Annotated in this window: 30 protein-coding genes; 19 read left to right on the forward strand and 11 right to left on the reverse strand. The window is 64.0% G+C overall.

Going from position 1 to position 25,426, the window contains the following annotated elements; translation table 11 throughout:
• Positions 1-24 precede the first annotated feature (24 nt).
• The gene (locus ACQKOE_RS16160; protein WP_427513737.1) at positions 25-237 is read left to right on the forward strand and encodes a helix-turn-helix domain-containing protein; all 213 of its coding nucleotides are present in this window, start codon (positions 25-27) and stop codon (positions 235-237) included.
• Between the two features lies 1 nt (position 238).
• Here the strand turns inward: ACQKOE_RS16160 and ACQKOE_RS16165 are convergent, their stop codons facing one another.
• From ACQKOE_RS16165 to ACQKOE_RS16180, 4 genes are all read right to left on the reverse strand, one after another.
• Positions 239-1,930, reverse strand: a complete 1,692-nt coding sequence (locus tag ACQKOE_RS16165; protein ID WP_427513738.1) for a recombinase family protein — start codon at positions 1,928-1,930, stop codon at positions 239-241.
• A complete protein-coding gene (locus ACQKOE_RS16170) occupies positions 1,923-2,357 on the reverse strand; it encodes a DUF2924 domain-containing protein (protein WP_427513739.1) in 435 nt (144 codons plus the stop codon). The genes ACQKOE_RS16165 and ACQKOE_RS16170 overlap by 8 nt, the downstream gene beginning before the upstream one ends.
• Positions 2,354-2,590, reverse strand: a complete 237-nt coding sequence (locus ACQKOE_RS16175; protein ID WP_427513740.1) for a DUF3489 domain-containing protein — start codon at positions 2,588-2,590, stop codon at positions 2,354-2,356. The genes ACQKOE_RS16170 and ACQKOE_RS16175 overlap by 4 nt, the downstream gene beginning before the upstream one ends.
• 473 nt (positions 2,591-3,063) lie before the next feature.
• Positions 3,064-3,948 carry a zinc-ribbon domain-containing protein gene (locus tag ACQKOE_RS16180; protein ID WP_427513741.1) on the reverse strand — a complete coding sequence of 295 codons (885 nt, stop codon included), beginning with the start codon at positions 3,946-3,948 and terminating at the stop codon, positions 3,064-3,066.
• A gap of 122 nt (positions 3,949-4,070) precedes the next feature.
• Here ACQKOE_RS16180 and ftsE point away from each other — a divergent pair, with 122 nt between their 5' ends.
• The 5 genes from ftsE to ACQKOE_RS16205 are packed head-to-tail and all read left to right on the forward strand — an operon-like array spanning position 4,071 to position 8,246.
• A complete protein-coding gene (ftsE, locus tag ACQKOE_RS16185; protein ID WP_374589600.1) occupies positions 4,071-4,814 on the forward strand; it encodes a cell division ATP-binding protein FtsE in 744 nt (247 codons plus the stop codon).
• Positions 4,811-5,749 carry a cell division protein FtsX gene (locus ACQKOE_RS16190; protein ID WP_427513742.1) on the forward strand — a complete coding sequence of 313 codons (939 nt, stop codon included), beginning with the start codon at positions 4,811-4,813 and terminating at the stop codon, positions 5,747-5,749. The genes ftsE and ACQKOE_RS16190 overlap by 4 nt, the downstream gene beginning before the upstream one ends.
• A 3-nt stretch (positions 5,750-5,752) precedes the next feature.
• Positions 5,753-6,289 carry a YdcF family protein gene (locus ACQKOE_RS16195; protein ID WP_427513743.1) on the forward strand — a complete coding sequence of 179 codons (537 nt, stop codon included), beginning with the start codon at positions 5,753-5,755 and terminating at the stop codon, positions 6,287-6,289.
• Positions 6,286-6,993, forward strand: coding sequence for a lysophospholipid acyltransferase family protein (locus ACQKOE_RS16200; protein ID WP_427513744.1), 708 nt, complete (start codon positions 6,286-6,288; stop codon positions 6,991-6,993). Before ACQKOE_RS16195 ends, ACQKOE_RS16200 begins: the two co-directional genes overlap by 4 nt.
• Entirely contained in the window at positions 6,990-8,246 is a 1,257-nt protein-coding gene (locus ACQKOE_RS16205) for an NRAMP family divalent metal transporter (protein ID WP_427513745.1), read from the forward strand. Before ACQKOE_RS16200 ends, ACQKOE_RS16205 begins: the two co-directional genes overlap by 4 nt.
• Before the next feature lie 93 nt (positions 8,247-8,339).
• Here ACQKOE_RS16205 and ACQKOE_RS16210 read toward each other — a convergent pair whose 3' ends face one another.
• Together ACQKOE_RS16210 and ACQKOE_RS16215 are read right to left on the reverse strand one after the other, a co-directional pair.
• Positions 8,340-9,248, reverse strand: coding sequence for a prephenate/arogenate dehydrogenase family protein (locus ACQKOE_RS16210; protein WP_427513746.1), 909 nt, complete (start codon positions 9,246-9,248; stop codon positions 8,340-8,342).
• On the reverse strand, positions 9,245-10,345 hold the full coding sequence (locus tag ACQKOE_RS16215; RefSeq protein ID WP_427513747.1) for a pyridoxal phosphate-dependent aminotransferase: 1,101 nt from the start codon (positions 10,343-10,345) through the stop codon (positions 9,245-9,247). The genes ACQKOE_RS16210 and ACQKOE_RS16215 overlap by 4 nt, the downstream gene beginning before the upstream one ends.
• A 66-nt stretch (positions 10,346-10,411) precedes the next feature.
• On the opposite strand from ACQKOE_RS16215, the gene metX reads away from it, so the two are divergent.
• Both metX and metW read left to right on the forward strand, forming a co-directional pair.
• Positions 10,412-11,521, forward strand: a complete 1,110-nt coding sequence (gene metX / locus ACQKOE_RS16220; protein WP_427513748.1) for a homoserine O-acetyltransferase MetX — start codon at positions 10,412-10,414, stop codon at positions 11,519-11,521.
• On the forward strand, positions 11,518-12,108 hold the full coding sequence (gene metW / locus ACQKOE_RS16225; RefSeq protein WP_427513749.1) for a methionine biosynthesis protein MetW: 591 nt from the start codon (positions 11,518-11,520) through the stop codon (positions 12,106-12,108). The genes metX and metW overlap by 4 nt, the downstream gene beginning before the upstream one ends.
• On the opposite strand, the gene fdhD is transcribed toward metW, so the two are convergent.
• The 3 genes from fdhD to ACQKOE_RS16240 are packed head-to-tail and all read right to left on the reverse strand — an operon-like array spanning position 12,100 to position 13,759.
• On the reverse strand, positions 12,100-12,873 hold the full coding sequence (gene fdhD, locus ACQKOE_RS16230) for a formate dehydrogenase accessory sulfurtransferase FdhD (protein WP_427513750.1): 774 nt from the start codon (positions 12,871-12,873) through the stop codon (positions 12,100-12,102). The two genes, metW and fdhD, sit on opposite strands and share 9 nt — an antisense overlap.
• Entirely contained in the window at positions 12,870-13,250 is a 381-nt protein-coding gene (locus ACQKOE_RS16235) for a VOC family protein (RefSeq protein WP_374589590.1), read from the reverse strand. The genes fdhD and ACQKOE_RS16235 overlap by 4 nt, the downstream gene beginning before the upstream one ends.
• Before the next feature lie 56 nt (positions 13,251-13,306).
• Positions 13,307-13,759 (reverse strand): MarR family winged helix-turn-helix transcriptional regulator, encoded by a 453-nt coding sequence (locus ACQKOE_RS16240; protein WP_427513751.1) that lies wholly within the window; start codon positions 13,757-13,759, stop codon positions 13,307-13,309.
• Between the two features lie 202 nt (positions 13,760-13,961).
• Between ACQKOE_RS16240 and ACQKOE_RS16245 the strand changes: the two genes are divergently transcribed.
• Entirely contained in the window at positions 13,962-14,633 is a 672-nt protein-coding gene (locus ACQKOE_RS16245; RefSeq protein ID WP_427513752.1) for a glutathione S-transferase family protein, read from the forward strand.
• On the opposite strand, the gene ACQKOE_RS16250 is transcribed toward ACQKOE_RS16245, so the two are convergent.
• Complete coding sequence (locus tag ACQKOE_RS16250) at positions 14,630-15,277, reverse strand: hypothetical protein (protein WP_427513753.1); 648 nt, start codon at positions 15,275-15,277, stop codon at positions 14,630-14,632. The two genes, ACQKOE_RS16245 and ACQKOE_RS16250, sit on opposite strands and share 4 nt — an antisense overlap.
• A 428-nt stretch (positions 15,278-15,705) precedes the next feature.
• Between ACQKOE_RS16250 and ACQKOE_RS16255 the strand changes: the two genes are divergently transcribed.
• The 10 genes from ACQKOE_RS16255 to ACQKOE_RS16300 all read left to right on the forward strand — a co-directional run bounded on the left by ACQKOE_RS16255 (position 15,706) and on the right by ACQKOE_RS16300 (position 24,274).
• The gene (locus ACQKOE_RS16255) at positions 15,706-16,341 is read left to right on the forward strand and encodes a hypothetical protein (protein WP_427513754.1); all 636 of its coding nucleotides are present in this window, start codon (positions 15,706-15,708) and stop codon (positions 16,339-16,341) included.
• An 88-nt stretch (positions 16,342-16,429) separates the two neighbouring features.
• Positions 16,430-17,008 (forward strand): hypothetical protein, encoded by a 579-nt coding sequence (locus ACQKOE_RS16260; protein ID WP_427513755.1) that lies wholly within the window; start codon positions 16,430-16,432, stop codon positions 17,006-17,008.
• Between the two features lie 30 nt (positions 17,009-17,038).
• The gene (locus ACQKOE_RS16265) at positions 17,039-17,566 is read left to right on the forward strand and encodes a hypothetical protein (RefSeq protein WP_427513756.1); all 528 of its coding nucleotides are present in this window, start codon (positions 17,039-17,041) and stop codon (positions 17,564-17,566) included.
• A gap of 31 nt (positions 17,567-17,597) precedes the next feature.
• Positions 17,598-18,173 (forward strand): hypothetical protein, encoded by a 576-nt coding sequence (locus ACQKOE_RS16270; protein ID WP_374589583.1) that lies wholly within the window; start codon positions 17,598-17,600, stop codon positions 18,171-18,173.
• Position 18,174: 1 nt separating this feature from the next.
• Complete coding sequence (locus ACQKOE_RS16275; protein ID WP_427513757.1) at positions 18,175-18,732, forward strand: hypothetical protein; 558 nt, start codon at positions 18,175-18,177, stop codon at positions 18,730-18,732.
• Position 18,733: 1 nt separating this feature from the next.
• Positions 18,734-19,324, forward strand: coding sequence for a hypothetical protein (locus ACQKOE_RS16280; RefSeq protein ID WP_427513758.1), 591 nt, complete (start codon positions 18,734-18,736; stop codon positions 19,322-19,324).
• Complete coding sequence (locus ACQKOE_RS16285) at positions 19,324-19,890, forward strand: hypothetical protein (protein ID WP_427513759.1); 567 nt, start codon at positions 19,324-19,326, stop codon at positions 19,888-19,890. The genes ACQKOE_RS16280 and ACQKOE_RS16285 overlap by 1 nt, the downstream gene beginning before the upstream one ends.
• A gap of 35 nt (positions 19,891-19,925) precedes the next feature.
• Entirely contained in the window at positions 19,926-20,675 is a 750-nt protein-coding gene (locus ACQKOE_RS16290; protein ID WP_427513760.1) for a fimbrial biogenesis chaperone, read from the forward strand.
• 3 nt (positions 20,676-20,678) lie between these two features.
• The gene (locus ACQKOE_RS16295; RefSeq protein WP_427513761.1) at positions 20,679-23,189 is read left to right on the forward strand and encodes a fimbrial biogenesis outer membrane usher protein; all 2,511 of its coding nucleotides are present in this window, start codon (positions 20,679-20,681) and stop codon (positions 23,187-23,189) included.
• Positions 23,186-24,274, forward strand: a complete 1,089-nt coding sequence (locus ACQKOE_RS16300) for a hypothetical protein (protein WP_427513762.1) — start codon at positions 23,186-23,188, stop codon at positions 24,272-24,274. Before ACQKOE_RS16295 ends, ACQKOE_RS16300 begins: the two co-directional genes overlap by 4 nt.
• An 80-nt stretch (positions 24,275-24,354) precedes the next feature.
• On the opposite strand, the gene ACQKOE_RS16305 is transcribed toward ACQKOE_RS16300, so the two are convergent.
• Positions 24,355-24,783: a hypothetical protein gene (locus ACQKOE_RS16305; RefSeq protein WP_427513763.1), complete on the reverse strand. Its 429-nt coding sequence runs from the start codon at positions 24,781-24,783 to the stop codon at positions 24,355-24,357.
• Positions 24,784-25,426: the final 643 nt, after the last annotated feature.

The raw sequence follows: 25,426 nt of genomic DNA on the forward strand, positions 1-25,426 counted from the left end.
CGACAGGCGGGCGATTGAAGGCAGGTGGACATTCGCAAGATCCTTGGCGCCAATCTGAAGCGCCTGCGCACGGCCAAGGGCTGGAGTCAGGAGGACTATGCCTTCGAGGCTGGGATCCACCGCACCTACATCAGCGACATTGAGCGCGGAGCGCGCAATCCGACGATTGAAGTGCTGGTCAAGCTTGCTGCGCCCTTGGGCGTGGAAGCGGCTGATCTGATCCGCGCCCCCCATTGACTTAGTCTTCCAGCAGCAGCGCACGCTGCTCATTCCAGGATAGCGGCAAAGAACTGCTGCGCAGTTTGGCGGTGCTCAGCGCTACTGGCTGCTTACCTGCCATGATCGCTTCGACGATGCCTGGTGCCAGGCAGGATAGCTCGATCAGCTGGCAAAGATGCTTACGGCACTTGCCCTGCTGCCTAGCTAGCTCCGCCAGCGCGGTCTCCGGATGATCCAGCACCAGCTGCCGCGCAGCATGCGCTTCGGCGAGCAGAGCGATCAGCTTGTCATCGCGGGCAGGCTTAGGCGGAGTGACTGGCTCAATCGACATCCCTTCGCCTGCGATCATCAAGCGGATCTGATGTCCACGCCGCTGGCGCTGGGCAGGCACGCTTAGCATGATGGAGGGCAAGGATGGATCGAGCGGAAGTGCAAGCGTGTCTGCCAAGCCAGCAAGGCTCAGGGTTAGCTCGACGCGATCCTCGTATAGCGTCGCCTGCCTCAGCACTGCGGTGATGATCGCGTGCTTGGCCTTGGCTGTCCCACTGCGCAGCGTGGCCGCGGTGATGTCGGCTTTGCCCAGTGCGTGATGCAAGGTGTGCGCTTCAATGTCAGCTGGGGTGAGGCCCGCGATGTTGCTGGGTGCTGCGAAGTAAGCCGCCAGCTTCGTAGTGACGATCTGCTCGAGATCATGCGCTGACACGCGGTAGGCAGGCTGGTCTTTGGCTTGGTCAAGCCGGGTGACATAGTAGCGATAGCGCTGTGCCTTGCCCTTAGAGGCATGGCTTGGGGTCATCGCGCGGCCAGCGCTGTCCGACAGGATGCCAGTCAGCAAGCTCGGCTGCTGCCCTCTTAGCCGCCGCGAGATGCCCGAGGCATTGGCCTTGAGTTTGTCCTGGACTGCCTGGAACAGGTCTTCGGGCACGATTGCTTCGTGTTCCCCTGTATAGACCTCACCCTTATGGACGATCTTACCCCGATAGATCGGGTTGGAGAGCAGATGGTAGAGCGTTCCTCTGCGGAAAGTGCAGCCACCTCGGTGGGGACCGCTGACTTTTTGCTGGACCTTGGTCTTGAAGCCTTTGGCATTGAGATCATCAGCCAGCTCAACCACCGAGCCCAGTTCAAGGTAACGCTGGTAGATCTGCCGGACGAGTTCGGCTTCCTTCGCATTTACGATCAGCCGCCGGTTCTCGACATCATAGCCCAAGGGCAAGGGGCCACCCATCCACATGCCCTTGCGCTTGGATGCAGCGATCTTGTCGCGGATGCGTTCGCCGGTGACCTCGCGCTCGAACTGGGCGAAGGAGAGCAGCATGTTGAGCGTCAGTCTCCCCATGCTGGTCGTGGTGTTGAACGATTGGGTGATCGAGACAAAGCTCGCCTTTGCGGTGTCGAGTACGTCTACGATCTTCGCAAAGTCCGCGAGGCTGCGGGTCAGGCGGTCGATCTTGTAGACGAGGATGATGTCGACCTTGCCCGCTGCGACATCAGCCATCAGCCGCTTGAGGCCGGGTCGGTCCATATTGCCGCCCGAGAAGCCGCCATCGTCATAGCGCTCAGAAACTAGTTCCCAGCCCTCATGCTTTTGGCTGAGCGCATAGGCAGCACATGCCTCATACTGGGCATCGAGGCTGTTGAACTCCTTCTCCAGCCCATCCTCGGTCGACTTGCGGGTATAGACCGCGCAGCGTTGGATCTTCTCAGCCACGGCCCGCCACTCCAAAGAACCGCGGACCTGACCAGCGCGTGCCGGTGACCGCGCGCGCGATCTCGCTCAGCGAGCCATAGTGCTGGTCGTTCCAGATGTAGCTCTGACCCTGTACATCAACGCTGATGGTGCGGCCGTTCCACTCGCGCACCAGCCGCGTGCCCGCCGTGAGCATGACCTGACGCGGTGGTGGCGGTGCAGGTGCTTTGCTCTTCCCTGTTTTGGCTGCGACCGCCGTGAGTTCCTCCCGCGCTTTGGCAGACAGTCCGCCCAGTGCCTGCTCTTGCAGCAGTTGGGCATAGATGCGCTGCAGCACGCGCAGTGGCACGCGCGGTGCGGCTCCTCGACCGAGTGCTTGCCAGCGATCGGCGAGCTCGGACGCGCTCATTTTAGGGATGGTGGCGAGCTCTGCTTCAACATCGCTCATCGCAGCACCTCGAGAGTGTAACGGCTGATGCCATCAACCTTGTGCCGCGTGAGCTTGTAGCGGCGATGTTTGCGCTGCGAGGTCAGGAAGGACCTGCAGGAGCAGGCCTTCCACCCGGTCGCGTTCATGATCTCATTGAGCGTGGCGCCGCCTTCTAAGCGAAGTAGAGCGCGGACTACGGTGGCTTTGCTCGGAAGCTTTCTATCTAACTGATTTAATTCGAACTGATCCAAGGGGTGGTCTCCATCAGCGGCGCCATGCCGCTGCACCACCTCAAGCCCCGCCAGTCGCGCTGGTCGGGGTAATCAGCGCCATATCTTCGGCACCGCAAGCTCACCGCGCTCCACTCGCTCCAGCCGCGGCTGAAGTCGAGTGGAATGTGCATGCAGCGCCAAAAAGCTGCAGCTGGACTGGTGTGAAGCGGTATGGCTCCAACGCGGGCATGGATGAGGAAACGAGAGAGCAGGTAGTCGCCCTGCTTACCCGCATCGGGATGATGGCGGAGGACCTTAGTGCGATCGCGCTTGGGGCGGCGGTAAGCTCAGATGAGGAGCTTGCTCGGTTGCTAGGGGTAACTCGGCGAATGGCAAGGGCGATCCAGATGCTTGGAGAAGAGGTAGGGTCCATCTTTGACAATCTTAGGTGTTAAAACTCCAGAACAAGATATTGAAACTCTAATCAATTACATGACAGTGTGGAGTGTCTGTCAGCGGCCCGGTTTCCAGCCGTAATCCGCCTTCACCGCGCCGCGCGGAACCGGAACCAGCGCCTGGCTGATCGACATGGTTTCTCCCGGAGCCAGAGTCCGCTTGGGCGGGGTGATCTCGCCCGTATAGACCACGCGGCCGCGCGCATCGCGCAGGACGACCAGGATCGTCGGAACCGACTGCGCGGTTTGCGATACGTTGGAAATCGCGCCGTTCGCTTCGAAGAACCACGAGCGATCCTCCAGCTCGCGCATGCCTTGCTGATCTGGAGGGAAGTTAAGCTTCAGCCCCGGCTTTTCGTCGGCGAACATCGGCTGGGCAAAGGGAACCCAGCTGGGCAGGCCGTACCAGGCGACAGCAGCGACTGTTCCCAGCGCGACGACTGCGAACAGGGCGGCGGCAATCGTCCACATCCGCGCCGGATTGCGGCGCGGGCGGAAGGGCGGTTCGTGATCGAACTGCGACTGCGTCTCGTCGTAATAGGCCGCGGGTGGGGGCGGGGCGACCAGATCGTCCGAATAGACCGGCGGCAGCGGGGCCGCAGGTTCGGGTTCGGGTTCCGGCGCAGGCGCTGGCGCGGCAAAGTCCGCCTCCGGTCTGGCCGGGGCAGGAATAGGTGCGGGTTCATCCCAGGCGGGCTGGGCGGCTGGCTCGGCCACAGGGGGCGGAGGCGCAGGAGGAGGCGGCGGCGGCGGGGGAGCCGGGGCCACTGGCGCGGGCTGGGGCGCGGCGGCCGGGTCCAGCGCCGGTCCTTCCTGGAACCATGAATGGCGGCACTTGGCGCAGCGCACGGTGCGGCCTTCCACGCCGATCGCCGTGTCGGGAACGACATAGCGGGTGTTACAGGCGGGGCAGGCAATAATCATGGTTCCCCGGTTAAACATGGCCGGGCGCCTTCCCGCAAGCATCAGCCGGGGATAGTTTGGTGCCAATTCCCTTTTTTCCACATGGATTGGCCGCTATAGCCCCGGGCGAACGCAGCCAGCCATCGGACAGCCCCAGATCCATGACCAGCACCGCCGAAGGGGAGATTGTCCAGTTCGACAACGTCGGGCTGCGCTATGGCGCGGACCGCGAAGTGCTGAGCGACGTGTCGTTCACGCTGTTTCCGGGCAGCTTCTACTTTCTGACGGGGGCGAGCGGGGCGGGGAAAACCTCGCTTCTGAAACTGCTTTACCTGGCGCAGCGTCCTTCGCGCGGCATGATCCGCATGTTCGGGACCGATGCGATCACGCTGCCGCGCGATCGGCTGCCCGCCCTGCGGCGGCGGCTGGGCGTGGTTTTCCAGGACTTCCGCCTGGTCCCGCACCTGTCCGCCTATGACAATGTCGCCCTGCCGCTGCGGGTTGCCGGCGTGGCCGAGAAGGACCTGGCCAAGCCCGTGGCCGACATGCTGGACTGGGTGAAGCTGGGCGAACGGATGCACGCCTTTCCGGCCCAGCTTTCTGGCGGGGAGCAGCAGCGCGTCGCAATCGCGCGGGCGGTGATCGGGCGGCCCGAAATGCTGATTGCGGACGAGCCGACCGGCAACGTCGATCCCGAAATGGCGATCAAGCTGCTGCGCCTGTTCGAAGCGCTCAACCGCATGGGCACCACGGTGGTCGTGGCGACTCACGATCTGCACTTGCTGAAGAAAGTGCCCGAATCGCTGATCATGCGGCTGGACAAGGGCAAGCTGTCCGATCCCACCGGCGCGCTGCGCTATCCGCCACGCCCGCACGCGGGCTTTGGCGCGAGGGGGGAGCCGTGAACGCGCCGCTTCAGTCCGTTCTGCCCGGCTCCATGTCGAAGCGGCTGCGCTCGATTTCCGGCGCGGGCGGAGCAGAGCTGGTCCAGCAGGGGCGGCTGTCCGGGCCGATGCCCTGGGTCATTGCCATCATGGTCGCGCTGACGGTGATTGCCGCTGCGGCGGGACTGGCGCTGTCGAACACCGCCCGCAACGCCGCCGATACCCTGTCGGGCGGGGCGACGGTCCAGGTGGTCGAAGCGAACCCGGTCGAGCGCGACCGGCAGGCGCGCGAGGCGGCGCGGGTGCTGCAGGCCACGCCGGGCGTGCTGGAGGTCCATATCGTTTCGCAGGACGAGATCCAGCGGCTGATCGAACCCTGGCTGGGCGTGCGGATCGGGGATGAGCAAATTCCGGTGCCGGCCCTGGTCGACGTGCGGCTGCGCGATCCGATCAGCGGGGAAAAGCTGGGGCAGATGCGGCACAAGGTCCGGCAAGTGGCCCCCGCGGCGCGGGTCGATGCACAGTCGACCTGGCTGAAACCGGTATTCAGCGCGATTGACTCGCTCCGATTGCTGGCGATTGCGCTGGTTGCCTTGCTGGGCTGCGCCCTGGCGGCGGCGGTGCTGCTGGCGGTGCGGACAGCGCTGGGCACCAACCGCGAGACAATCGAGATCGTGCACTTGCTGGGCGGGACCGATTCCCAGATCGCGCGGATATTCCAGCGCTCCATCGGCTTTGACGCGGCTGGCGGCGGCGCGTTGGGCCTGGGCATGGGGCTGTTCGTGGTCCTGCTGCTGGGGCAGCGACTGGAAGGACTGGGCGCGGGACTGGTTTCCACCGGATCGCTCGGCCCGCTGGACTGGGTGCTGCTGGCTCTGGTGCCGATTGGCGGCGTGGTCCTTGCCATCATCACCGCGCGCCTTACTGTCATGCGCGCCTTGAAGAAGATGCTTTAGGCCATGCTGGGGCGGATCGTCGGCGCTGTCACCTTGCTCTGGGCCCTGGGGTTCATGTGGTTTGCCGTGGCCCTGCCGCTGCCTGCGGGGGAGGAAAAGACCGACGGCGTCATCGTCCTGACCGGCGGGAAAGGGCGGATCGACCGGGGGCTTGAGGCGCTTCGCAGCGGCTGGGCACCCCGCCTGTTCGTGTCTGGCGTGGACCGCGACGTCAAACCGCACGAATTCGCCATCGAATACCATATCGGCAGCCTGCAGATGGCCTGCTGCGTCACCCTGGGCTTTGCTGCGACCGATACGACCAGCAATGCCAGGGAAGCAGCGGCCTGGATACGGGCGCAAAAGCTGAAGTCCGTGCGACTGGTCACCAGCGACTGGCACATGCGCCGCGCCGTGGCCGAACTGAAGCGGGTCAGCCCGCAGGGGGTGGAAATCGTGCCCGATGCCGTGCCGACCAAGCCGAGCATGAAAATGCTGTTCCTGGAATATCACAAGATGCTGGCGCGGCAGGCCCTTCGCCCGCTACGAGGCTGGCAATGACTCGCTTTCTCGCCATTCCGCGCTCGATCGCGTTCTACATCGTGTTTTACCTGGGCAGCCTGTTCGTGGTGCTGGCCTGTCTGGCGGCCCTGCCCTTCGGGCGCGAGCCGTTTCGCCGCACGGTCGATCAATGGGCGCGCTGGCACCGGCTGTGCATGCGCGTGCTGCTGGGGGAGAAGGTGCGGCTGGAGGGCGAGATTCCCGATGGCCGGGTCTTTGTCGCGATCAAGCACGAGAGCTTTTTCGAAGCGATTGACCTGGCGCGCCTGCTGAAGCGGCCCGGCGTCTTCGCCAAGGCGGAACTGATGCGCATTCCGCTGTGGGGCCTGGTCGGCGACCGCTATGGCCTGGTCGAGGTACAGCGCGACCAGGGGGCCAAGGCGCTGCGGCACATGATGGCCGCGGCCAAGCGGCTGAGCGGCGAGGAAGGGCGACCGCTGGTCATTTTCCCCGAAGGAACCCGCGTTCCCCACGGCACGGCGCCCCAGCTTCAGGCGGGTTTCGCCGGGATCTACAAGCTGCTCGGCCTGCCGGTGGTGGCCATCGCGGTCGATTCGGGGCCGCTCTATCACCGCTGGTGGAAGCTGCCGGGGGTCATCACTTACCGCGTCGTCGAAGTCGTGCCGCCGGGCCTGCCGCGTGACGAGCTGGAACAGCGCGTGCGCACCGCGATCAACGCGCTCAATCCCGAAGCGACTTTGTGAGCAAGGCGGACGAGCGGCGTTCACCCGGAGAGGTGCTGGGGCCGGGGCTGGTTACCGGCGCGGCAGACGACGATCCCAGCGGCGTCGGCACCTATAGCCAGGTCGGCGCGCAGTTCGGCTTTGGCCTGTCGTGGACCCTGTTCTTCGGATACCCGCTGCTCGCCTCGATCCAGGCGATCTGCGCGCGGATCGGTGCGACGACCGGCAAGGGCATCGCCCAGAACCTGCGCCAGCACTATTCGCCGTGGCTGCTGCGCGTGGTGGTCCTGCTCTTGCTGGTAGCGAACGTCATCAACCTGGGTGCGGACCTGGGCGCGATGGGCGCGGTTCTGGCGCTGGTCATTCCGGGGCCGGTCCTGCTCTATACGGCGGGCTTTGCCCTGCTCAGCGTGCTGCTGGAAGTGTTCCTCAGCTATGCGCAATATGCCCGCATCCTGAAGTGGGCGACGCTATCCCTGTTCGCCTATGTCGGCGTGCTGTTCGTGGTCGACGTGCCTTGGGACCAGGCGCTGCGCGGGGTGCTGATCCCCAGCTTCACCTTTGACCGCGACCACGCCATGGCCCTGGTGGCGATCTTTGGCACGACGATCAGCCCCTACCTGTTTTTCTGGCAGGCCGGGCAGGAGGTGGAGGAACAGCACCGCCGCCATGTGAAGCCGCTTTACATCAGCCACCGCCGCGCGGGCATCGAGCTGAAGCGCATCCGCACCGATACGCTGGTGGGCATGGGCTTTTCCCATCTGGTCGCGCTGTTCATCGTGATTGCGACCGCAGCGACTCTCCACGCGAATGGAATACGCAATATCGAAAGCGCGGCCCAGGCGGCCGAGGCACTGCGCCCGATTGCCGGGGACTTTGCCTTCGCCCTGTTCGCCATCGGGATCATCGGCACCGGCCTGCTCGCCATACCGGTCCTGGCCGGCAGCGCGGCCTATGCGGTGAGCGAGGCCTTCGGCTGGACCGAAGGGCTGGACCGCAAACCGCGCGAGGCCAAGGCGTTTTACGGCGCAATTGTCGCCGCCGTGCTGGGAGGACTGGCGCTGAACCTGGCGCAGGTTGATTCGATGAAGGCGCTTTACTGGGCTGCCGTGGTCAACGGCCTGCTCGCCCCGCCGCTGATGGTCGTGACCATGCTGATCGCCCGCAACCGCAAGGTGATGGGCAAGTACCGGATCGGCGGGCGGCTGGAGATCGGCGGCTGGATTTCCACCCTGGTGATGTGGGTGGTGGCGGGGGTTTTCCTGCTGTCCTAGCTTGGCCAATCCGGCTTCGACAGGCTCAGCCTGGGCGGGGTTTGAGTATCAAGTACCGCTCACCCTGAGCTTGTCGAAGGGTGTTGCCTCAGCTCAACCGTGATCGCTGCGGCCGAAGTCGGGCCGGGCGTCGTCCTGGCCTTCCTCGATGATCGAGCGGCGGATGGCGCGGGTGCGGGTGAAGTGGTCGAACAATTGCTGCCCGTCGCCGACGCGGATCGCGCGTTGCAGCGCAGTCAGGTCTTCGGTGAAGCGTTGCAGCATGTCCAGCACGGCGTCCTTGTTGGACAGGAACACGTCGCGCCACATGGTCGGATCGGACGCGGCAATGCGGGTAAAGTCGCGGAAGCCGCCCGCCGAATACTTGATCACTTCGCTTTCGGTCACGCCTTCCAGGTCGGAAGCGGTGCCGACGATGGTATAGGCGATCAGGTGCGGCAGGTGGCTGGTGACGGCCAGCACCATATCATGGTGCCGCGCGTCCATGATTTCGACCTTGGCACCCAGGGCCTGCCACAGCGCGGACAGCGCCTCGACCTGCGCCTGGTCGGCACCTTCGGGCGGGGTGATGATGCACCAGCGGTTGTGGAACAGCGAGGCAAAGCCCGCGTCCGGGCCGGACCGCTCGGTCCCGGCAACCGGGTGCGCCGGAATGATCGCCACGCCGGGCAGGGCGGCGGCAAGGGCATCGGCCACGAACTGCTTGGACGAGCCGACGTCGCTGACCACGGCGCCCGCTTTCAGGCTTCCGGCAATGTCGCGCGCGGCGGCTGCCATGGCACCGACGGGCACGCAGAGGATCACCAGATCGGCGTCTGCCACGGCCTGCGCGGCGCTTTCGCAAACCGAGCCGACCAGGCCGCGTTCGGCAGCCCGGGCGCGGGTGGCGGGGTCGGCGTCAAACCCGGTAGTGGCAACCTGCGGCAAGTGTTCCTTCAGCGCGAGGCCGACCGAACCGCCCAGCAAGCCCAGGCCGATGATGGCGACGGAACGAAACGTCATTGCGCCTGCTTCGCCAGATCGCGCAGGATCGCCGCAATCGCGGCCATCTGTTCATCCGTGCCGATGGTGATGCGCAGGCCGTGGCCCAGGCCAGAGCTGGGCAGCCAGCGGGTGATGTAGCCTGCTTCGGCCAGGCCATTATAGGCCGCTTCGCCGGTCAGCCTGCCTTCGAACAGGATCATCACGAAATTCGCTTCGCTGGGCACGACGCTGACGCCGTGATTGCCCAGCGCCTCCATCGCCGCGACGAAATTGCCGCGCACGCGGGCATTGTGCTCGCGCGAATGGACCACGAAGTCTTGATCGGCCAGGGCAACCAGCGCCATGGCCTGCGCCTCGTTCGAGACGTTGAAGGCGCCGCGAATGCGGTTCAGCACTTCGATCACGGCGCGCGGGCCGGTGCCCCAGCCAACCCGCTCGCCCGCCAGGCCATAGGCTTTGGAGAAAGTGCGGGTGACAAGCACGTTGGGCTGGCTCGCGGCCAGTTCCAGCGAACCGTCGTCCCGTTCCGGCGCGACATATTCGGCATATGCCTGGTCCAGCACCAGCAGCACGTCAGTCGGAAGGCCCGCATGGAGCCGGGCAATTTCGGCGCGCGGCAGGTAGGTGCCGGTGGGGTTGTTCGGATTGGCGACGATCACCACGCGGGTGCGCGGCGTGACCGCGGACAGCATCGCATCGACATCGGTGCCATAGTCCTTGGCCTTGGCCTCGACCGGTTCTGCACCGCAGCGGCGCGCGACAATGTCGTAAAGCGAGAACGAGTACTGCGAAAACAGCACTTCATCGCCCGGCCCGGCATAGGCGCTGGCAGCAAGGTAGAGCAGCTCGCCAGAGCCCGAACCCATGATCACGCGGTTCGGCTCAATCCCGTGCATCTGGCCGATTGCTTCGCGCAGGGCGGTGCTGTCACCATCCGGATAAAGCGCCGGGTGGACCGCCTGGGCCCGCGCCGCGAGCGCCTTGGGGCTGCAGCCCAGCGGGTTTTCGTTGGCGGAAAGCTTGACCAGCGGACGGCCGTCCGCGCCGGCGCTCTTGCCGGGGACATAGGCGTGGATCGCGGCGATCCAGGGCTTGGGTGTAAGGCTCGCAGTCATCGCGCGCCGCCCTTAGCAGGCTTGCCGGGAATTGACAGCCCGCTTCTCCTCCCCCAATCGGCAGACATGGCAGCCGCCGAACTCAACACCGTAAACGCTACGCTGGTGCTTCCCGCGCCGCTTCCGCTCGACGGGGGGCAAAGCCTCGACCGCGTGGAAGTGGCCTATGAAACCTACGGCACGCTGAATGCGGACAGGTCCAACGCGATCCTGATCTGCCATGCGCTGACCGGCGACCAGCATGTCGCCAGCCCGCATCCGATCACCGGAAAGGCGGGGTGGTGGCTGCGCACCGTGGGGCCGGGCAAGCCGATCGACACCGACCGTTTCTTCGTGATCTGCGCCAATGTGCTGGGTTCGTGCATGGGCACGACCGGCCCGGCCAGCATTTCCCCCGACGGCAAGCCATACGGAATGCGCTTTCCGGTCATCACCATCCGCGACATGGTCCGCGCCGAAGTGGCTCTGCTGGACGCCTTGGGCATCGAACAGCTTCATGCGGTGGTGGGCGGATCGATGGGCGGTATGCAGGCGCTGTCCTTCGCCGCCAACTGGCCGCAGCGCACCCGCGCCGTGCTGGTCATCGCCTCCACCGCGCGGCATTCGGCCCAGAACATCGCTTTCCATGAGGTTGGCCGCCAAGCGATCATGGCCGATCCGAAGTGGGAAGGCGGCAGCTATTACGGCAAGAGCAAGGGGCCGGAGAACGGCCTGGCCGTCGCCCGCATGGCCGCGCACATCACCTACCTGTCCGAAGCGGGCCTGACCGAGAAATTCGGGCGGCGCTTGCAGGACCGCACGGCCAAGACCTTCGGCTTTGACGCCGATTTCCAGGTCGAAAGCTATCTGCGCCACCAGGGGCTTAGCTTTACGGACCGGTTCGACGCCAATTCGTATCTCTACATTACCCGTGCGATGGACTATTTCGACCTGGCCGAGGAGCACGGCGGGCGGTTGGCCGATGCGTTTGCTGGCGCCACGGCGCGGTTCTGCCTGATCAGCTTCGATACGGACTGGCTCTATCCGACCCTGGAAAGCCGGGTCATCGCCCATGCCCTCAACGCGGCAAGCGCGCCGGTCAGCTTCGTGGAACTGAGCGCGCCTTTCGGGCATGACAGCTTCCTGCTGGACGTTCCGGCGCAGGACCGGGTCATTGCAGGATTTCTGGGTCAATGAGCGCGCTTCGTCCCGATCTGGCGATCATCGCTGCCAATGTTGCGCCGGGTTCGCGGGTGCTGGACATCGGCTGCGGCGACGGCGCGCTGATGGCGGCGTTGCGTGATCAGAAGCACGTCGATGCGCGCGGCATGGAACTGGACCCGCACGGCGTGGCCGAATGCGTGGCGCGCGGGCTTTCGGTGATGCAGGGCGATGCCGATACCGACCTGGCTGACTATCCCGACGCCGCCTTTGACTACGCGATCCTCAGCCAGACGCTGCAAACGACCAAGCGGCCCGATCAGGTGCTGGACGAACTGCTGCGCGTCGGGCGCAAGGCGTTCGTTTCCTTCCCCAACTTCGCGCATTGGAAAGTGCGGCTGAGCCTGCTGTGGAACGGGCGGATGCCGGTGACGCGGTTGCTGCCGATTGCCTGGTACGAAACGCCCAACATCCACCACGTCACCGTGCGCGATTTCCGCGAGCTGGTGGCGGAGAAGGGCTATCGCATCGAAGGGCAATGGTTCCTCAGCGGCGATAGCGAAATTGGCCCCGCCGCTGCGACCTGGCGGGCCGAACACGCGGTATTCCTGCTGTCACGCTGAAGCGTCGTTCACCAGGGTAACTTCATCGGCCCGGGCCAGAGCCCACAGGCTGAGCTCGGCTGCCGCGGCGCGCTCCACCGCCATGGAGGTGGGCAGGGACAGGGTGACAAGGGTCGTCGCTCCGCCGCGCACGGCTTTCTCGACGATCTCGAAGCTGCACCGCGCGGTCGACAGGACAAAGCCCGGCGCCAGCGGCTGACCAGCGCGGGCCATGGCGCCGACCAGCTTGTCGAGCGCATTGTGGCGGCCGACATCCTCGCGGATCAGGCCGATCCTGCCATCTTCGGCTACCCATGCCGCAGCGTGAGCAGCCCCGGTCTCGCGTGCGAGAGGTTGATGTTCGCGCAGCTGGCCCAAGGCGGCAAAGATCGCTTGCGGATCAATCGCGGCGTGAGCGGTAACCGTGGGCAGGGGCCGGGCCACTTCGGCCAGGTTCTCGATCCCGCACAGGCCGCAGCTCGATTCCGCGACGCGGCGGCGAACCCGGTCGGTCAGCTTGTCGATCTCGAGGCCGCTCAGGCTGGCGCGCACGATCCAGCCCTGGGCCACTTCGGCCACGGCCAGGTCGGTTACGTCGCTGGGATGGGAGGCCAGCCCTTCGTTCAGGGCAAAGCCGGTGGCGAAATCTTCCAGGTCCTGCGGCGTCGCCATCATCACCGCATAGGACAGGCCATTGAATTCAAGCGCCACCGGCACCTCGGGCACCCAGGTGCGCGTTACCGCGCGGCGGGTGCCGTCGGGCCGGATGGCGATTGGCGCGGTCATCCCATGCGGTGCAGCGCGCAGAGCTTGTTCCCGTCAGGATCGCGCAGATAGGCCAGGTACAGCTTGCCGAAGCCGCCTTCGCGCACGCCCGGCGGGTCTTCGCAGGTGGTGCCGCCCGCAGCGACGCCCGCGGCGTGCCAGGCATCGGCCTGGGCCGGATTGTCCATGGCGAAACCGATCGTGCCGCCATTGGCGTGGGTGGCCGGTTCGCCGTTGATCGGCGTGGTGACGATGAACAGCCCGCCATTGTGCATGTAGATCAGGCGGCCCTTGTCGTCCTGAACGGCTTCCTTGCCGCCGATCGCCTTGAACAGTGCGTCATAGAAGGTCTTTGATTTGGCCAGATCGTTCGATCCGACCATGTTGTGGCTGTACATGCCGCCTCTCCTTTTTCGGTTGCGATTCGCTACGTCTATCGACTGGGCGCGGCGGGTCAATCGCCAGGCGCATGGTGGGCGATGCGGTTCAGCAATTCGCCCAGCGTCTTGAGTTCGGCAGGAGTGAAGCGGCTTTCCAGCCACTGGTGATGCTGCTGCACCGCCGTCCGGGCCGCGCCCAGCGCAGCCTCGCCCGCGCTTTCCAGAAACAGCGCCTGCTTGCGCGCGTCGCTGGCCGATTTTTCGCGCCGCAGAAAGCGCCGGGCCTGAAGCCGGTTGACGATCCCCATGGTGGTCGCGCGGTCCAGTTGCAGGCGCTGGCCCAGGTCGATCTGGGAAATGCCGGGATAGTCCGCGACCAGCCAGAGCAGAGCCAGTTGCATCTGGGTCAGTTCCAGCTCGCCCAGCGCCTCGGTCAGGTGGCGGTTGCTGGCGGCCTGCGCCAGGCGGAGACGGAAGCTGGCCGTCTCGATCAGGGGGAGTGCTGCCTTGTCGCCTGCGCCGCTCATGGCCGCTCGTTTCGCCGCTATTGCGCCCGCTGGCAAACCAATATGTCCCCGCGCTTGCAAATTGTGTGGTACGTGATTCCCCGTGGTCCGGGAAGGAACTGCGTGGAATTTCAAGTGCGCCGGAAAGTTTTCCACCCCTTCTCGTCTCGCCCTGCCGCGCATGGGTTGAAGCGCGATTCGCGGTCCGGCAAGGGGAACTGTCATGTGGCAACTCTATCAATTCCCGCTTTGTCCGTTCAGCCGAAAGGTGCGTCTGCTGCTGAGCGAGAAGGGCGTGGGCTATGACATGTGGCGCGAAAACCCCTGGGAAGGGCGGGACGAGTTCCTGGCCCTGAACCCCACCGGGCGCACGCCGGTGCTGCACGATCCGGCCAAGGGGGTTACCCTGGCGGACAGTCGCGCGATCTGCGAATATTTCGAGGAAACGGTCGACAAGAACCCGATGATCAACGGGACCGCGACCAACCGGGCCGAAATCCGCCGCCTGGTCGCGCTGTTTGACGAGAACTTCTATGGCGATGTCACTGCGCCGCTGCTGCACGAACGGATGAAGAAGCGGCTGGTCTATCGCCAGTCGCCCGACAGCCGCGTGTTGCGTGAGGCGATGAAGCTGGCGCACGAGCACCTCTATTACATCGACCACCTGATCGATCATCGCCCGTGGCTGGCCGGTCCGACCATGAGCCTGGCCGACCTGGCCGCAGCCGCGCAGATTTCCGTGGCCGACTATCTGGGCGGGCTGGACTGGATCGGGCACGAGCAGGCGGCGGGCTGGTACTCCGTGTTCAAGAGCCGCCCCAGCTTCCGTCCTTTGCTGGCCGAGCGCATGGAAGTGATCCAGCCGCCCAGCCACTATGCCGACGTGAACGCCTAATAGGCGATCAGGTCGCTCAGCATCTTGCCGAAGCCGCCGATCAGTTCGTTGTAAGCATTGCCGCGAAACCGCCGCTTGCGGACATAGACCCGCTCGTCCCCCAGCGGGATGTGCTGGAACGCGTCCCACGGCTCACCCGCCGTATCGAAATCGGCCAGGACCGGCAGGTTCAACCCGCGCGCCGCGTCCAGCCCCAGGATGTCGGCGCTTTGCTGCTGACGAGTGGCGGGAGCCAGGTCGACCAGTTCGGTAACCTGCGCGCTTCCACCGGGCCAGGACAGGTGATTGCCCTGGCGGACCAGCGGTCCATCCAGCGCGACCATGTCGTGCAAGGGCAGGGCGATGCTCAGCTCCAGCCAAAGCTGTACGGGATCAAGCAGCAGCACCTCGTCATCGTGGTGGTGCGGCTCGCCGCCATCGCTGACCAGGAAACCGGGCCACCGCGCCACGGCAAAGGGTTCGACCAGGTCCAGTGCACTGTCGGAGAGGCTGGACCTTACCACCGGCTCCAGTGCGTCACCGCCGATCGCCGGGTCCGCGCTCAGTAACAGGAGCGCCTGGTCCGGCGCGCGGTTGTGCAGATGAAGCGCAACCAGGCCGGGGAGCATCCCGTGGCCGTGAATGGCGATGTCGTATCGCCTCACTGATTGTCTCATTGTTGCAGTTTCAAGATCGCCTGCTGCACCGCCTGCACCATCCCGATTCGCGGCGGATCCTGACATTAGGTATTTTCCTATAATTCAGGGCAGTAGATTCGCGACCGTTAACCTGCCCCGTTAACCAGTGTTGGTAATTTTCGGCAGGGTTAATGCCACTTTGGCAGCAAAGCGAAAAGCCTAAAAATTCAGACTTTTGATCGAGTCAAACGGCTTCATTCCTGGCCCAAAATTGGTTGAATTTCGGTTAAGATTTGATTTTCGTAGCAATTTGGTGCCGATCTGGATTAACTTAGGTTCCTATCGAACGGGGGTGAACGAGTCGTTCCTAACCTCGTCGACATGGGCCGCATCGAGATTCAAAGCGCACAAAACCGGGCTTTTCCGGGGTGTTCGCTGCTGTCTGGAGTTGGTTAATGTCGGAAGTTCGGAACAACGCTGTATGGATGGTGCGGGTCGCCGCTGCCGCGTTTGCCGTGGCCGCATCCCAGCCCGCGATGGCGCAGGCCAGCCAAGAGCAGACGGCTTATTACGGCGGCTATAACGGCAATCCAACGATGGCGGTCCTGACCATCCCGGTCAAGGCGTCAGTGAATACCCGTTGCGGATTCCAGCAGACCTTCACCAAACCTGTCGACGCTGGCGAGATCGACCGCAATTCCTGGACTGACGATACTCCGTTCGTTCCCGAATGCACGACGCCCTGGCGCATTGCCATTTCGTCCCAGAATGGCGGTTTGCTGAACGATACGGCTACCGGCCTTGCCGAAGGTTACCTCAACAAGGCTCCCTACACCGTGTCGCTGCTGGTCAAGAATGACGAAGCGGACGTGGACGTCAGCTGCGCCGCGGCCGACCTGTCGTCTTCGGCTGGTGCCGCGTGCAGCTTCAAGGGAACTGCCTCGGCGACCGAAGGCTTACGAATTGCGCGGTCCTACCAGCTCACCGGATCAAGGATCCGAGTTTCGGCCCCAGCCTATACCGGACCGGGTGTGCTGGTTGCGGGGACCTACACCGACACTCTGACCGTAACCGTTTCACCCACGACCTGACGGCGCGGGAGATCGAATGCCCGGTGAGGCCGCTCAACCGGGAAAACTGAACCGCCGGGTGCATCCGGCAAATTGCGAGGAAGAAAACATGAAGAAGATTGCTCTTATTGCGATGACCGCCGCGGCGGCAATTGCGACCCCGGCGATGGCGCAGACCACGGAAGTGACCGGCACCATCAACATTACCGGCAGCGTTGCACCGAAGTGCTTTGTCCTGAACGGCAGCACCGCAAGCGATACTTTCGGCACCACTGTGGCGCTGGGCGAACTGGCCCAGGCAGATGGAACGCTCAAGCCTTCGGCTGATCTTTCTGCGCAATTCCTGACCGTTGGCGGCGCAGCACTTGATGCCCGTGTGCTGTGCACCTCGGCTACTCCGAACGTTTCGGTCACCGCCGAGCCTCTGGTGAACACGGTTGCTGCCGACACGGGTTATGACAACTCGGTCGACTTCACTGCAGACGTCACCTTCACCCGCGTTGGCGGAACGACTCTGGTCAGCGACCTTTCTTCCAATCCGGCCGCCAGCACTGCCTCGCTTCCTTCGCGTCTGACCGGCACTGGCACCAACGTTACAGTGCGCACCAGCGGCTGGAATGCATCGGGCGTCCTCGTCGCAGGCGATTACACCGGCAAGATCACCGTCGTGGTCGCACCGGGCGCTTGATCCCAGGCTTCGTGAAAAGGACGAAAACCCATGCGTAAGCTGATTCTTCTCTCCGCCCCGCTGGCCCTGCTGGCCAGCCCAGCGATGGCCCAGTCGACCAGCGCGACCGGCACCGTTGACATCAACGGTTCGGTGGCCGGGCGCTGCATGTTCACCGTGCCGAGCAAGACCATTTCGCTCGGCGAAATCTCGCTTGCCGCCGATGGCAAGCTGGACGTCACCAAGGTCAACGGTCGCAACGAAACCCTGACTGGCTGGTGCAACAACACCACCGCTTCGATGACCGTGACCAGCACCGCGCTGACCAACGGCACGAGCGCGCCGGCCGGGTTCGACAACCGCGTGGACTATACGGCCACTGCCGACAACGGTTCGACCAGCGCCAATGACAGCAGCGTGACCGCCGGAGCCGGCGCGGCTTCGAACGTGGGCCTGTTCACCGGGAACATCGTTGTCACCCTGTCGAACGCTTCGTCGCCCACCAACGGCCTGATGGTCGCCGGCACCTACACCGGCAACGTGGTCGTCACGCTGACGCCGACCGTCATCGGCGGCTGACGCCTAACCTGGAACTGATGGGGAACCCCTGATGAACTGCAAACTTGGCCTCGCTCTGATCGCTCTGGTGGCTTTGCCCGCCGCAGCATCCGCGCAATCGACCGAATCCGGTGAGGTTGCCGTGGAAGGATCGGTTCGCCCCATCTGCATTCTGGGGGACCCCACTCCGGCACTGGTCGATCTGGGCCAGCTGTCGGCAAGTTCCGGGCCGCGTACTGGCCGGATCGCCGTCATCCCCTCGCGGACGGTGATCCTGCCTGCCAGCTACTGCAACTTTGCAGGTTCGGTGGTGTCCATCAGTGCAACGGCACTGACGGCAAGCGATGCAACCGCTCCCTCAGCCGGGTTTGCCCGGGCAGTGAACTACACTGCCTCGGCAACCGGCTGGGCCACCGGCGCCAGCTCGGCAACGACCGCCGCCCTGGGCGACGGAACCACTCCCACCGCCAACGGCACCGGGGCGACCCAGCCCTTGCCGAAGGTGGCCGATATTTCCCTGACCTTGTCGTCCTTCACCGCCCCCGGCGATCAGATCCTGGTGGCGGGCAATTACAGCGGCAATGTCATCGTCACTCTGGGACCGGCATTGGCCGGCGGAGAAAACTGAGATGAGCCGCGCAGCAGCCTTGATCACTGCCGCCCTGGCCCTTGCCGTTCCCGGCCTGGCCAGCGCGCAGGCATCGGACACCGACAGCAAGACCGTCGGCATCATCGGCACCGTCCCGGCCCAGTGCTTTGGCGGTACCCTTTCGGGCGACGGCAGCTTTGACCTGGGCGTGCTGATCGACCTGACCACCGGACGCCTGCGCACCGACCTGGCCGCGCCGAGCGAAGTGATGGTCGGATCGTTCTGCACCAGCCGCAGCACCATCACCGTCAATGCCAGCCCGCTTGAGGCCCAGAACTTCACCGCGACGCCGCCCACCGGCTTTTCCCGCCGCGTCCACTATTCGGCGACCGCTTCGGGCTGGACCACCACCCCGGCCAGCTTCGACACCGCCGCTGCCGCCAATGCGGCAGCAACCCAGTCGCGCAACAGCGCCTTCACGGGAGACATCACCGCGGCTATTTCCAACTTCTCGACCGACGGCGGGCAGACGCTCCGCCTGGTGGGCGACGAATCCTATCGCGGAGTGGTTACCGTCACTCTCGCGGCGGTGAACTGACATGCGCGCGCCGCTGCTCCTCATCGCCGCCGCTGGTGCCGCACTGGCCATTCCGGCCCAGGCGCAAAGCCTGGAAGCCACGCAGGACATGCCCGTCACCGGCAACGTGCCGCTGATCTGCGCGCTGCAAACCGGGCAGATCCAGCCCGGCAGCGCGGTCAACGTGGTCGGCCTTGACGGCGATACGCTGCGCATCGCGCAGTTCGTCAATCCCGATACCCTGAGCGTGAAGGCCGCCAGCGCGACCGTCCGCTTCGAAGCGGTCTGCAACTTTGCCCATGCGGTGCGGATCGAAAGCGTCAACAACGGCCTGTGGCCCACCGATGGCCAGATTACCCAGGCCCCGGCAGGTTTCGCCTTCGCCGTGCCCTATAGCGCCAGCCTGACCTGGGGTCCCGCCAATGGCCAGTTCAACACCGATGCCAAGTCGCGCCGCCTGGTCGATCAGCGCATCGATGTCGACACGCCCGTCGCCGGGGAACTCGACCTGAAGATCGCCATCGCCGAAGGCGCGTCGAACGTCGAAACTGCTGCCCCCGTCGTGGCCGGTTTCTACAGCGATACCGTCCGCATTTTTCTGGAGCCCCGCTGATGCGCAAGCTGCCCCTTCTGATCGCAGCCGCCCTGGCGCTGCCCGCCGCCGCCCAGGCGCAGGAGCTGAACCGCTCCTCGCAGCGGCTTGAACTGGCCGCGAATGCGCCGGTGGCCTGCGTCATCAGCCCGCCCAGCGTGGGCAGCCAGGCCAATGCCTCGTTCGTCTCGACCAGCGCGTCGAGCGGGCAGGTCAACATCACCGAATTCGTCGATCCGGCCAGCGCGGTCGCGCGCGCCAGCTCGATCGAGCTGAACCTGCCGATGGTCTGCAACGCTTCGCACAGCGTGCGGGTCAGCAGCGCCAACGGCGGCCTGCTCCGCGCGGGAGCCGTGGGGCGCGGGGCGACCGGGACCTTCACCGAATTCCTGGCCTACAATGTCGGCGTGGACTGGGCGGGGCGGTCGGTTGATCTGCTGACCACCAACAACACCGCCGATCTTGCCAGCAGCCAGCCGGGCAAGGGCGAAATGACCATTCGCATCGCCACTCCTGCCGGCAGCGGTCCGCTGATCGCCGGGCAGTACAGCGATTCCATCGTGGTTGAAGTGCAGCCGGCAAACTGACCGGCAAAGTCTTGGGGGCCGCAGGAGGGATTTGAGTGAAACTTCGTCTGAAACACGCGTTAACCATGTTCTGTGCGGCGATTGCCCCGGTACAGGTTGCCCAAGCGATGACCGTCCAGCCGGTGGTGATCGACCTGCAGACCGCGGGCCGGCAGATGTCGACCGTGATCACCGTGGAGAACACCTTCGCCACGCAGTTGCCGGTCGAACTGTCGGTCCAGGAACTGGAACTGACGCCGGATGGCGTGAAGCAGACCGGAAACGATCCGGGCGATCTGATGATCTTCCCGCCGCAGACCATCATCGAGCCGGGCCAGACGCAGACCTTTCGCCTGCAATATGTTGGCGATCCGGCCCTGGCCAAGTCCAAGCACTATTACGTCACCGTGGCCCAGCTGCCGGTGAAGCTGCCGGAAGGGCAGTCCGCCATCCAGATCCTGTACAACTTCCAGGTTCTGGTCAGCGTGACTCCTGCCGGGGCCAAGCCGCAGATCACCGTGCAGGGCGCGGAAATCGGCAAGAACGCTGCTGGCAAGCCGATTGCGGTGCTGACCGTGGCCAACGATTCCGCTGCCCATGGCTATCTCGCCAATGGCCGCCTGCGCGTCGTGCAAAAGGACGCGGCGGGCAAGCAGCTGTTCGCCAAGAACCTTTCCGGCGCGGAAATACAGCAGTCGATGGGCTTTGGTCTGATCGGCGGCGGCCAGGTTCGCAAGGTTTCGGTTCCGGTGGAACTCCCCTCGGCCGAGGGCAGCGTGGAGGCGAGCTTTTCGCTCGACAACTAAGCCATGACTAACGGCGCATATCGTTTCAGGTTCATGATCGGGGCCAGCATCATGGTCCTGGCCGTCCCGGCCTATGCCGAGGACGCCGCAGCGCCTGCACCTGCATTGGCGATGGCGCAGCCGACCGGTTCGCCGGTCGTGCCCGCCGCGCGCACGCAGCGGCTCAACCCGACCGGGCGGGCGATTGTCCTGACCGTTCCGGCCAAGGATGGGGCGACCTATCTGGGCGACATGCCGCTGACCATTGCAGCGGACGATACCCTGTCGTTCCCGACCGAGCGGACCCTGCAACTGCTGGAGGAACTGGTCGATCCGTCGGTCATGACCGCGATGCGCGCCAACCTCGCGGGCAAGACATCGATTGGACCGGGCGACCTGGCCGATGCCGGGATCGGGGTGGAATACGATCCCCGTACCCTGGAACTGAACTTCCTGATCCCGGTTGAAAAGCGGGCCTCGCGGCGGCTTTCGGTCTCCGCGCTGGATCGTCAGTCGATCGGCGACTTCGTGAAGCCGGTCGATTTCAGTGCCTACCTCAACATTCGCGGCTCGGTCGATCTGTACGAGCAAGGCTCGGTCACGGGCTTCCAGGAACCGGTCTTCCTGCTCAACGGCGCGGCCAATCTGAAGGGCGCGGTTGTCGAAAGCGACGCGATCTGGATTCCGGGCGGCGCGGGGCAGGATTTCCAACGCCTCGGCTCGCGCGTGGTGTTCGACAATACCGAAAAGGTGATGCGCTTCACCTTCGGCGACCTCGAAACGCAGGGGCGGGGCTTTCAGTCCGCGCCGGACATGGCGGGGATCTCGGTCCTGCGCTCGTACTCCGTGCTCAACCCGCAGCAGATCATCCGCCCGCGCGGTGACCGCACCTTCCGGCTTGAGCGGCCTTCGACGGTCGAAGTCATCGTCAACGGCCAGCAGGTCCGCCGCCTGCAACTGGCGCCGGGCAACTACAACCTGCGCGATTTCCCTTTCGCGCAGGGCGGCAACGACATTCGCCTGAACGTCCTCGACGATACGGGCCGCAGCGAAGTGCTGCGCTTCAACATCTTCCTGGATCAGACCCAGCTGGCCAAGGACCTGGACGAATTCGGGCTCTATGTCGGGGTCAAGGCGCCGCTCACCGCCAGCGGTCCGGATTACCAGAACGACTGGATCGCTTCGGGCTTCTACCGCCGCGGGATCAGCGACAACCTGACGCTTGGGGCCAATTTCCAGGCGGACGACACCATCCAGATGGGCGGGGTCGAGGCCATGTTCGGCACGCCCATCGGCTCGTTCGGCACCAATGTCGCTTATAGCCACACCGAAGGCTACGGCGATGGCTTTGCCGTGCAGGGCACGTTCCAGCGCCTGATCCAGCGCAGCAACGGGCAGGCCGATACCCTGAACCTGTTTGTCGAGCATCGCAGCCCGAAATTCGCCCCCGTCTCGTTCTTCCTGGCCGAAAACCAGTTCGATTATGAAGTGGGCGGCGGGTATAGCCATGCCTTCAACTCCGACCTCTACATGGGCGCCAATGCGCGCTTTTCGAAGGGGCGGGGCGACAATCCCGACATCCATAACTACAGCCTGATCGGCGGCTGGCGCATTTCATCGCGCGCCACCCTGACGGCCGAGGCGCGTTATACCGATGACAGCCGGGGCGACGAGGTCAGCGGCTTTGTCACGCTAACGGTCCGGTTCGGGCGCAATTCCAGCGTCCGCAGCGAATATGACACGCGCGACAACCGCGCGCGCCTGTCCTACCAGACGCTGCACGGCAATGGCGTTGGCAGCTATAACGTCACGGCAGACGTGGAGCGGTCGGACTTTGGCTCCAACATCGGGGTCAATGCCAACTACTTCACCAACCGCGCCGAGCTGGGCTTTAGCCACTATGGCAGCTTCAACGGCGATTTCGGCGATAGCAGCAGCCAGCGCAGCACCTTCCGGTTCGGCACCTCGCTGGCCATTGCCGAGGGCGGAGCCTCGATCGGTCGGCCGATCTATGACAGCTTTGCCATCGTCAAGCCGCACGCAAGCCTGAAGAACGCCAATGTTCTGGTCGAGCCGAACCCGATGGGCGTCACCGCCATGTCGGGCGACCTCAAGGCGGCGACCATGCCGAACCTGTCGTCCTATTCGGAACGGGTCGTCACGGTCGACGTCGAAGGCGCGCCGGTGGGAACGGACATCGGGCAGGGCTCGTTCAAGCTGTTCCCCAGCTATCGCAGCGGTTACGTGCTGGAAGTCGGTTCCGACTATTACATCACGGCCACCGGCGCGATGCGCGATGCCGAAGGGCAGCCAGTGGCGCTCGTGTCGGGCAAGGCCATCGAACTGGCCCACCCGGACCGCGCTCCGCTGACCGTATTCACCAACCGCCAAGGTCGCTTTGGTGCCACGGGGCTCGCCCCGGGCAAGTGGCGGATCGAAATGCTCGATGCCAACAAGTCGGTTTACGAAATCACCATACCTCAGGACGCAGAAGGAATCGTCCGCCTTGGTGATCTTACGCCGGTGAAGGAATGATCAAGATGTCCAGCCTTGCGAAGAATATGAAAACCCTGGCCGCCGTGGTCGGCTTTGCCGCCGCTGGCGTGGCGACTGGCGCGCAGGCGCAGTCGACGACGGACTGCGGCTTGACGGCTATGAGCGCACAAGCGAGCCCTGCAATTTACGATCCGTTCAATCCATCGGGGTTGGCCTCCACTACGATCAACATGACAATTACGCGGATCAATCCCGAAGGTGGCGGCACGACCAGCGTTTTGAACTTCTATCTGAAGCCGAATTCAGCAACTGGCAGTACAGCGAACGGGATCGAAATTATTCCCCTTTCCATCAGTGGCCAGGCAAACCTGGAAGGCCAGGGCCTGGATATCTTCTACGGCACGGATGAAACTGCACCGGCGAGCATGTTGCCGATCACCATCAGTCCGACATCGACCAACCGTTTTGCCAAGATATACTTTACCGGGAACAACGCCGGTTCAGACAATGTGAACGTGACGTTTCAGGTGAACATTCCCGCGAACCTGAACCTCAATGCTTCGCAGACCTTGTCCTTCGACGCCTGGTTCGGTTGCAACATTCAAGGCGGGAAGTTGAACGGCCAGCAGTTGGAAGGCTCTCGCGCCAATGCCGTGGTCTTCCCGGTTACGGTTCTTTCTGCGTTGCGCGCATCCTATGCCGGGACAGCGCTGGATTTTGGCGAAATCGGCGCGATTCCGGCTACTCCTCCAGCCCCCGTCCGGACCGATCCCGCTAACCACGTGCTGGTGCTTAGCTCCGGCGCTTATCAGGTGCAGCTGACATCGCAGAACGGCTACAAGATGAAGCGCAGCGGTGCGGCGACGATCAACGACGAGGTTCGCTATAGCCTGAAGTTCCTGGGCGATACGCGCAGTCCTTCGGACACGAGCGAAATCAACCATACCTGCATTCGCGCAGGCCTTACGTCTACTGGCCAGCAATTGCCGATCCAGGCTACGCTTATCGATGGCGGTGCAGGAAAGAATCCGGCTACCGACTATAACGATCAGCTGACGGTTACGGTAACGCCGCTCGCCTACGATACGGTAGCGCCTGACAACTGCGGTGGTTACACGCTCTAAAAAGCGAGCGATTGGCACAAAACAAAACGGCCCGCCTTCCAACCGGAGAGCGGGCCGTTTCGGTGTGCAGGTGACAGGACTTAGCGGGGTTCGATCCGGAAGCTGAGCGAGCCGGTCTGGCCGTCCTGGGCCAGTTGCAGTTCAACCGCGCGGTTGATGATCGCGGCCTGGTCGGACTGCGAGACGGTGACCGAACCGGCTTCGTCCAGCGCCACTTCCTGGCCATCGACCAGCAGCTTGGCATTGGCCAGCCCCGGGGAGTAATCGGCCACGACGCGGTAGCCGGCCGGGCTGTTGCAGAATTCCTTGAGCGTGCCGAGCGAAACGGTGCCCGCATTCGGGGCGATCACGCTGGCTTCGACATTGGCGCGGCAGATCACCGGGACAAAGCCGGAAATCGCGATGGTGTACTTGCTGCCGCCTACGGAAACCGACGGTTCAAAACCGCTGGCCGGGGCAACTGTGGCACAAAGACCGGCAATGACCAGCCCGAGTTTGGAAAGTTTCATTTCGGCCTCCCGAATTTCGTCGGGACCATAAATGGCACGGCCACCTCAACGCTCGGTCACCCGACAGGGTTAACAAGATTTCCCGAGTCGCCTGGGGGAACGGGATTTCGAGGGGAAAATTTCATCATCCTTTCGAACGGTTACTTGGTGCGCCGACAGGGACTCTTTCGTTAATTCCGGGAAAAAACGTGGTTTCAGGCTAAAGAATCTTGCTCAGTTTGTGACTGGTCACAGTGCTGCAAAAAGCCTGTTCATAATCTGCTGCAATTTATGGCGGTTTGGTCTGCCGGTTCAACTTCTACCCCTCTGGATCCCCAGAAATCCGTGGGTCTGTGGCCGATTTGCACCGTTTTGGGCGCAATCTAACCAAGCGATTAAAACGGGTTGTCAAGCGGCCCGGACGGTGTTCTATTCCTCCTTGCAACCACCTCGCCAAAGGGGTGGGCATAACAAGGAGAGTGGGCCATGAGGGGTAAATTGACCCTACTTGCTGGCGTCTGTGCCAGTGCAATCGCGTTTCCTGCCTTCGCGCAAAATGCCGATGATGAGTAACCGTTGCACCGGTCCCACGCATGGGTCCCGGGTCGTTATTCAACTGGGGTTGAACAAGTCCGCCGGGATCATGGAGTCTGTGCGGGTTTCG

This window comes from Novosphingobium sp. NPDC080210, assembly GCF_050281025.1.
Classification (GTDB): Bacteria; Pseudomonadota; Alphaproteobacteria; order Sphingomonadales; family Sphingomonadaceae; genus Novosphingobium.

Bases quoted from the DNA above. Each gene is read 5' to 3' on its own strand.
- ACQKOE_RS16170 (WP_427513739.1), bottom strand. From the start codon at position 2,357: ATGAGCGATGTTGAAGCAGAGCTCGCCACCATCCCTAAAATGAGCGCG.
- ACQKOE_RS16180 (WP_427513741.1), bottom strand. From the start codon at position 3,948: ATGTTTAACCGGGGAACCATGATTATTGCCTGCCCCGCCTGTAACACC.
- ftsE (WP_374589600.1), top strand. From the start codon at position 4,071: ATGACCAGCACCGCCGAAGGGGAGATTGTCCAGTTCGACAACGTCGGG.
- ACQKOE_RS16195 (WP_427513743.1), top strand. From the start codon at position 5,753: ATGCTGGGGCGGATCGTCGGCGCTGTCACCTTGCTCTGGGCCCTGGGG.
- ACQKOE_RS16200 (WP_427513744.1), top strand. From the start codon at position 6,286: ATGACTCGCTTTCTCGCCATTCCGCGCTCGATCGCGTTCTACATCGTG.
- ACQKOE_RS16210 (WP_427513746.1), bottom strand. From the start codon at position 9,248: ATGACGTTTCGTTCCGTCGCCATCATCGGCCTGGGCTTGCTGGGCGGT.
- ACQKOE_RS16215 (WP_427513747.1), bottom strand. From the start codon at position 10,345: ATGACTGCGAGCCTTACACCCAAGCCCTGGATCGCCGCGATCCACGCC.
- metX (WP_427513748.1), top strand. From the start codon at position 10,412: ATGGCAGCCGCCGAACTCAACACCGTAAACGCTACGCTGGTGCTTCCC.
- metW (WP_427513749.1), top strand. From the start codon at position 11,518: ATGAGCGCGCTTCGTCCCGATCTGGCGATCATCGCTGCCAATGTTGCG.
- fdhD (WP_427513750.1), bottom strand. From the start codon at position 12,873: ATGACCGCGCCAATCGCCATCCGGCCCGACGGCACCCGCCGCGCGGTA.
- ACQKOE_RS16235 (WP_374589590.1), bottom strand. From the start codon at position 13,250: ATGTACAGCCACAACATGGTCGGATCGAACGATCTGGCCAAATCAAAG.
- ACQKOE_RS16240 (WP_427513751.1), bottom strand. From the start codon at position 13,759: ATGAGCGGCGCAGGCGACAAGGCAGCACTCCCCCTGATCGAGACGGCC.
- ACQKOE_RS16245 (WP_427513752.1), top strand. From the start codon at position 13,962: ATGTGGCAACTCTATCAATTCCCGCTTTGTCCGTTCAGCCGAAAGGTG.
- ACQKOE_RS16255 (WP_427513754.1), top strand. From the start codon at position 15,706: ATGTCGGAAGTTCGGAACAACGCTGTATGGATGGTGCGGGTCGCCGCT.
- ACQKOE_RS16260 (WP_427513755.1), top strand. From the start codon at position 16,430: ATGAAGAAGATTGCTCTTATTGCGATGACCGCCGCGGCGGCAATTGCG.
- ACQKOE_RS16265 (WP_427513756.1), top strand. From the start codon at position 17,039: ATGCGTAAGCTGATTCTTCTCTCCGCCCCGCTGGCCCTGCTGGCCAGC.
- ACQKOE_RS16270 (WP_374589583.1), top strand. From the start codon at position 17,598: ATGAACTGCAAACTTGGCCTCGCTCTGATCGCTCTGGTGGCTTTGCCC.
- ACQKOE_RS16275 (WP_427513757.1), top strand. From the start codon at position 18,175: ATGAGCCGCGCAGCAGCCTTGATCACTGCCGCCCTGGCCCTTGCCGTT.
- ACQKOE_RS16280 (WP_427513758.1), top strand. From the start codon at position 18,734: ATGCGCGCGCCGCTGCTCCTCATCGCCGCCGCTGGTGCCGCACTGGCC.
- ACQKOE_RS16285 (WP_427513759.1), top strand. From the start codon at position 19,324: ATGCGCAAGCTGCCCCTTCTGATCGCAGCCGCCCTGGCGCTGCCCGCC.
- ACQKOE_RS16295 (WP_427513761.1), top strand. From the start codon at position 20,679: ATGACTAACGGCGCATATCGTTTCAGGTTCATGATCGGGGCCAGCATC.
- ACQKOE_RS16300 (WP_427513762.1), top strand. From the start codon at position 23,186: ATGATCAAGATGTCCAGCCTTGCGAAGAATATGAAAACCCTGGCCGCC.
- ACQKOE_RS16305 (WP_427513763.1), bottom strand. From the start codon at position 24,783: ATGAAACTTTCCAAACTCGGGCTGGTCATTGCCGGTCTTTGTGCCACA.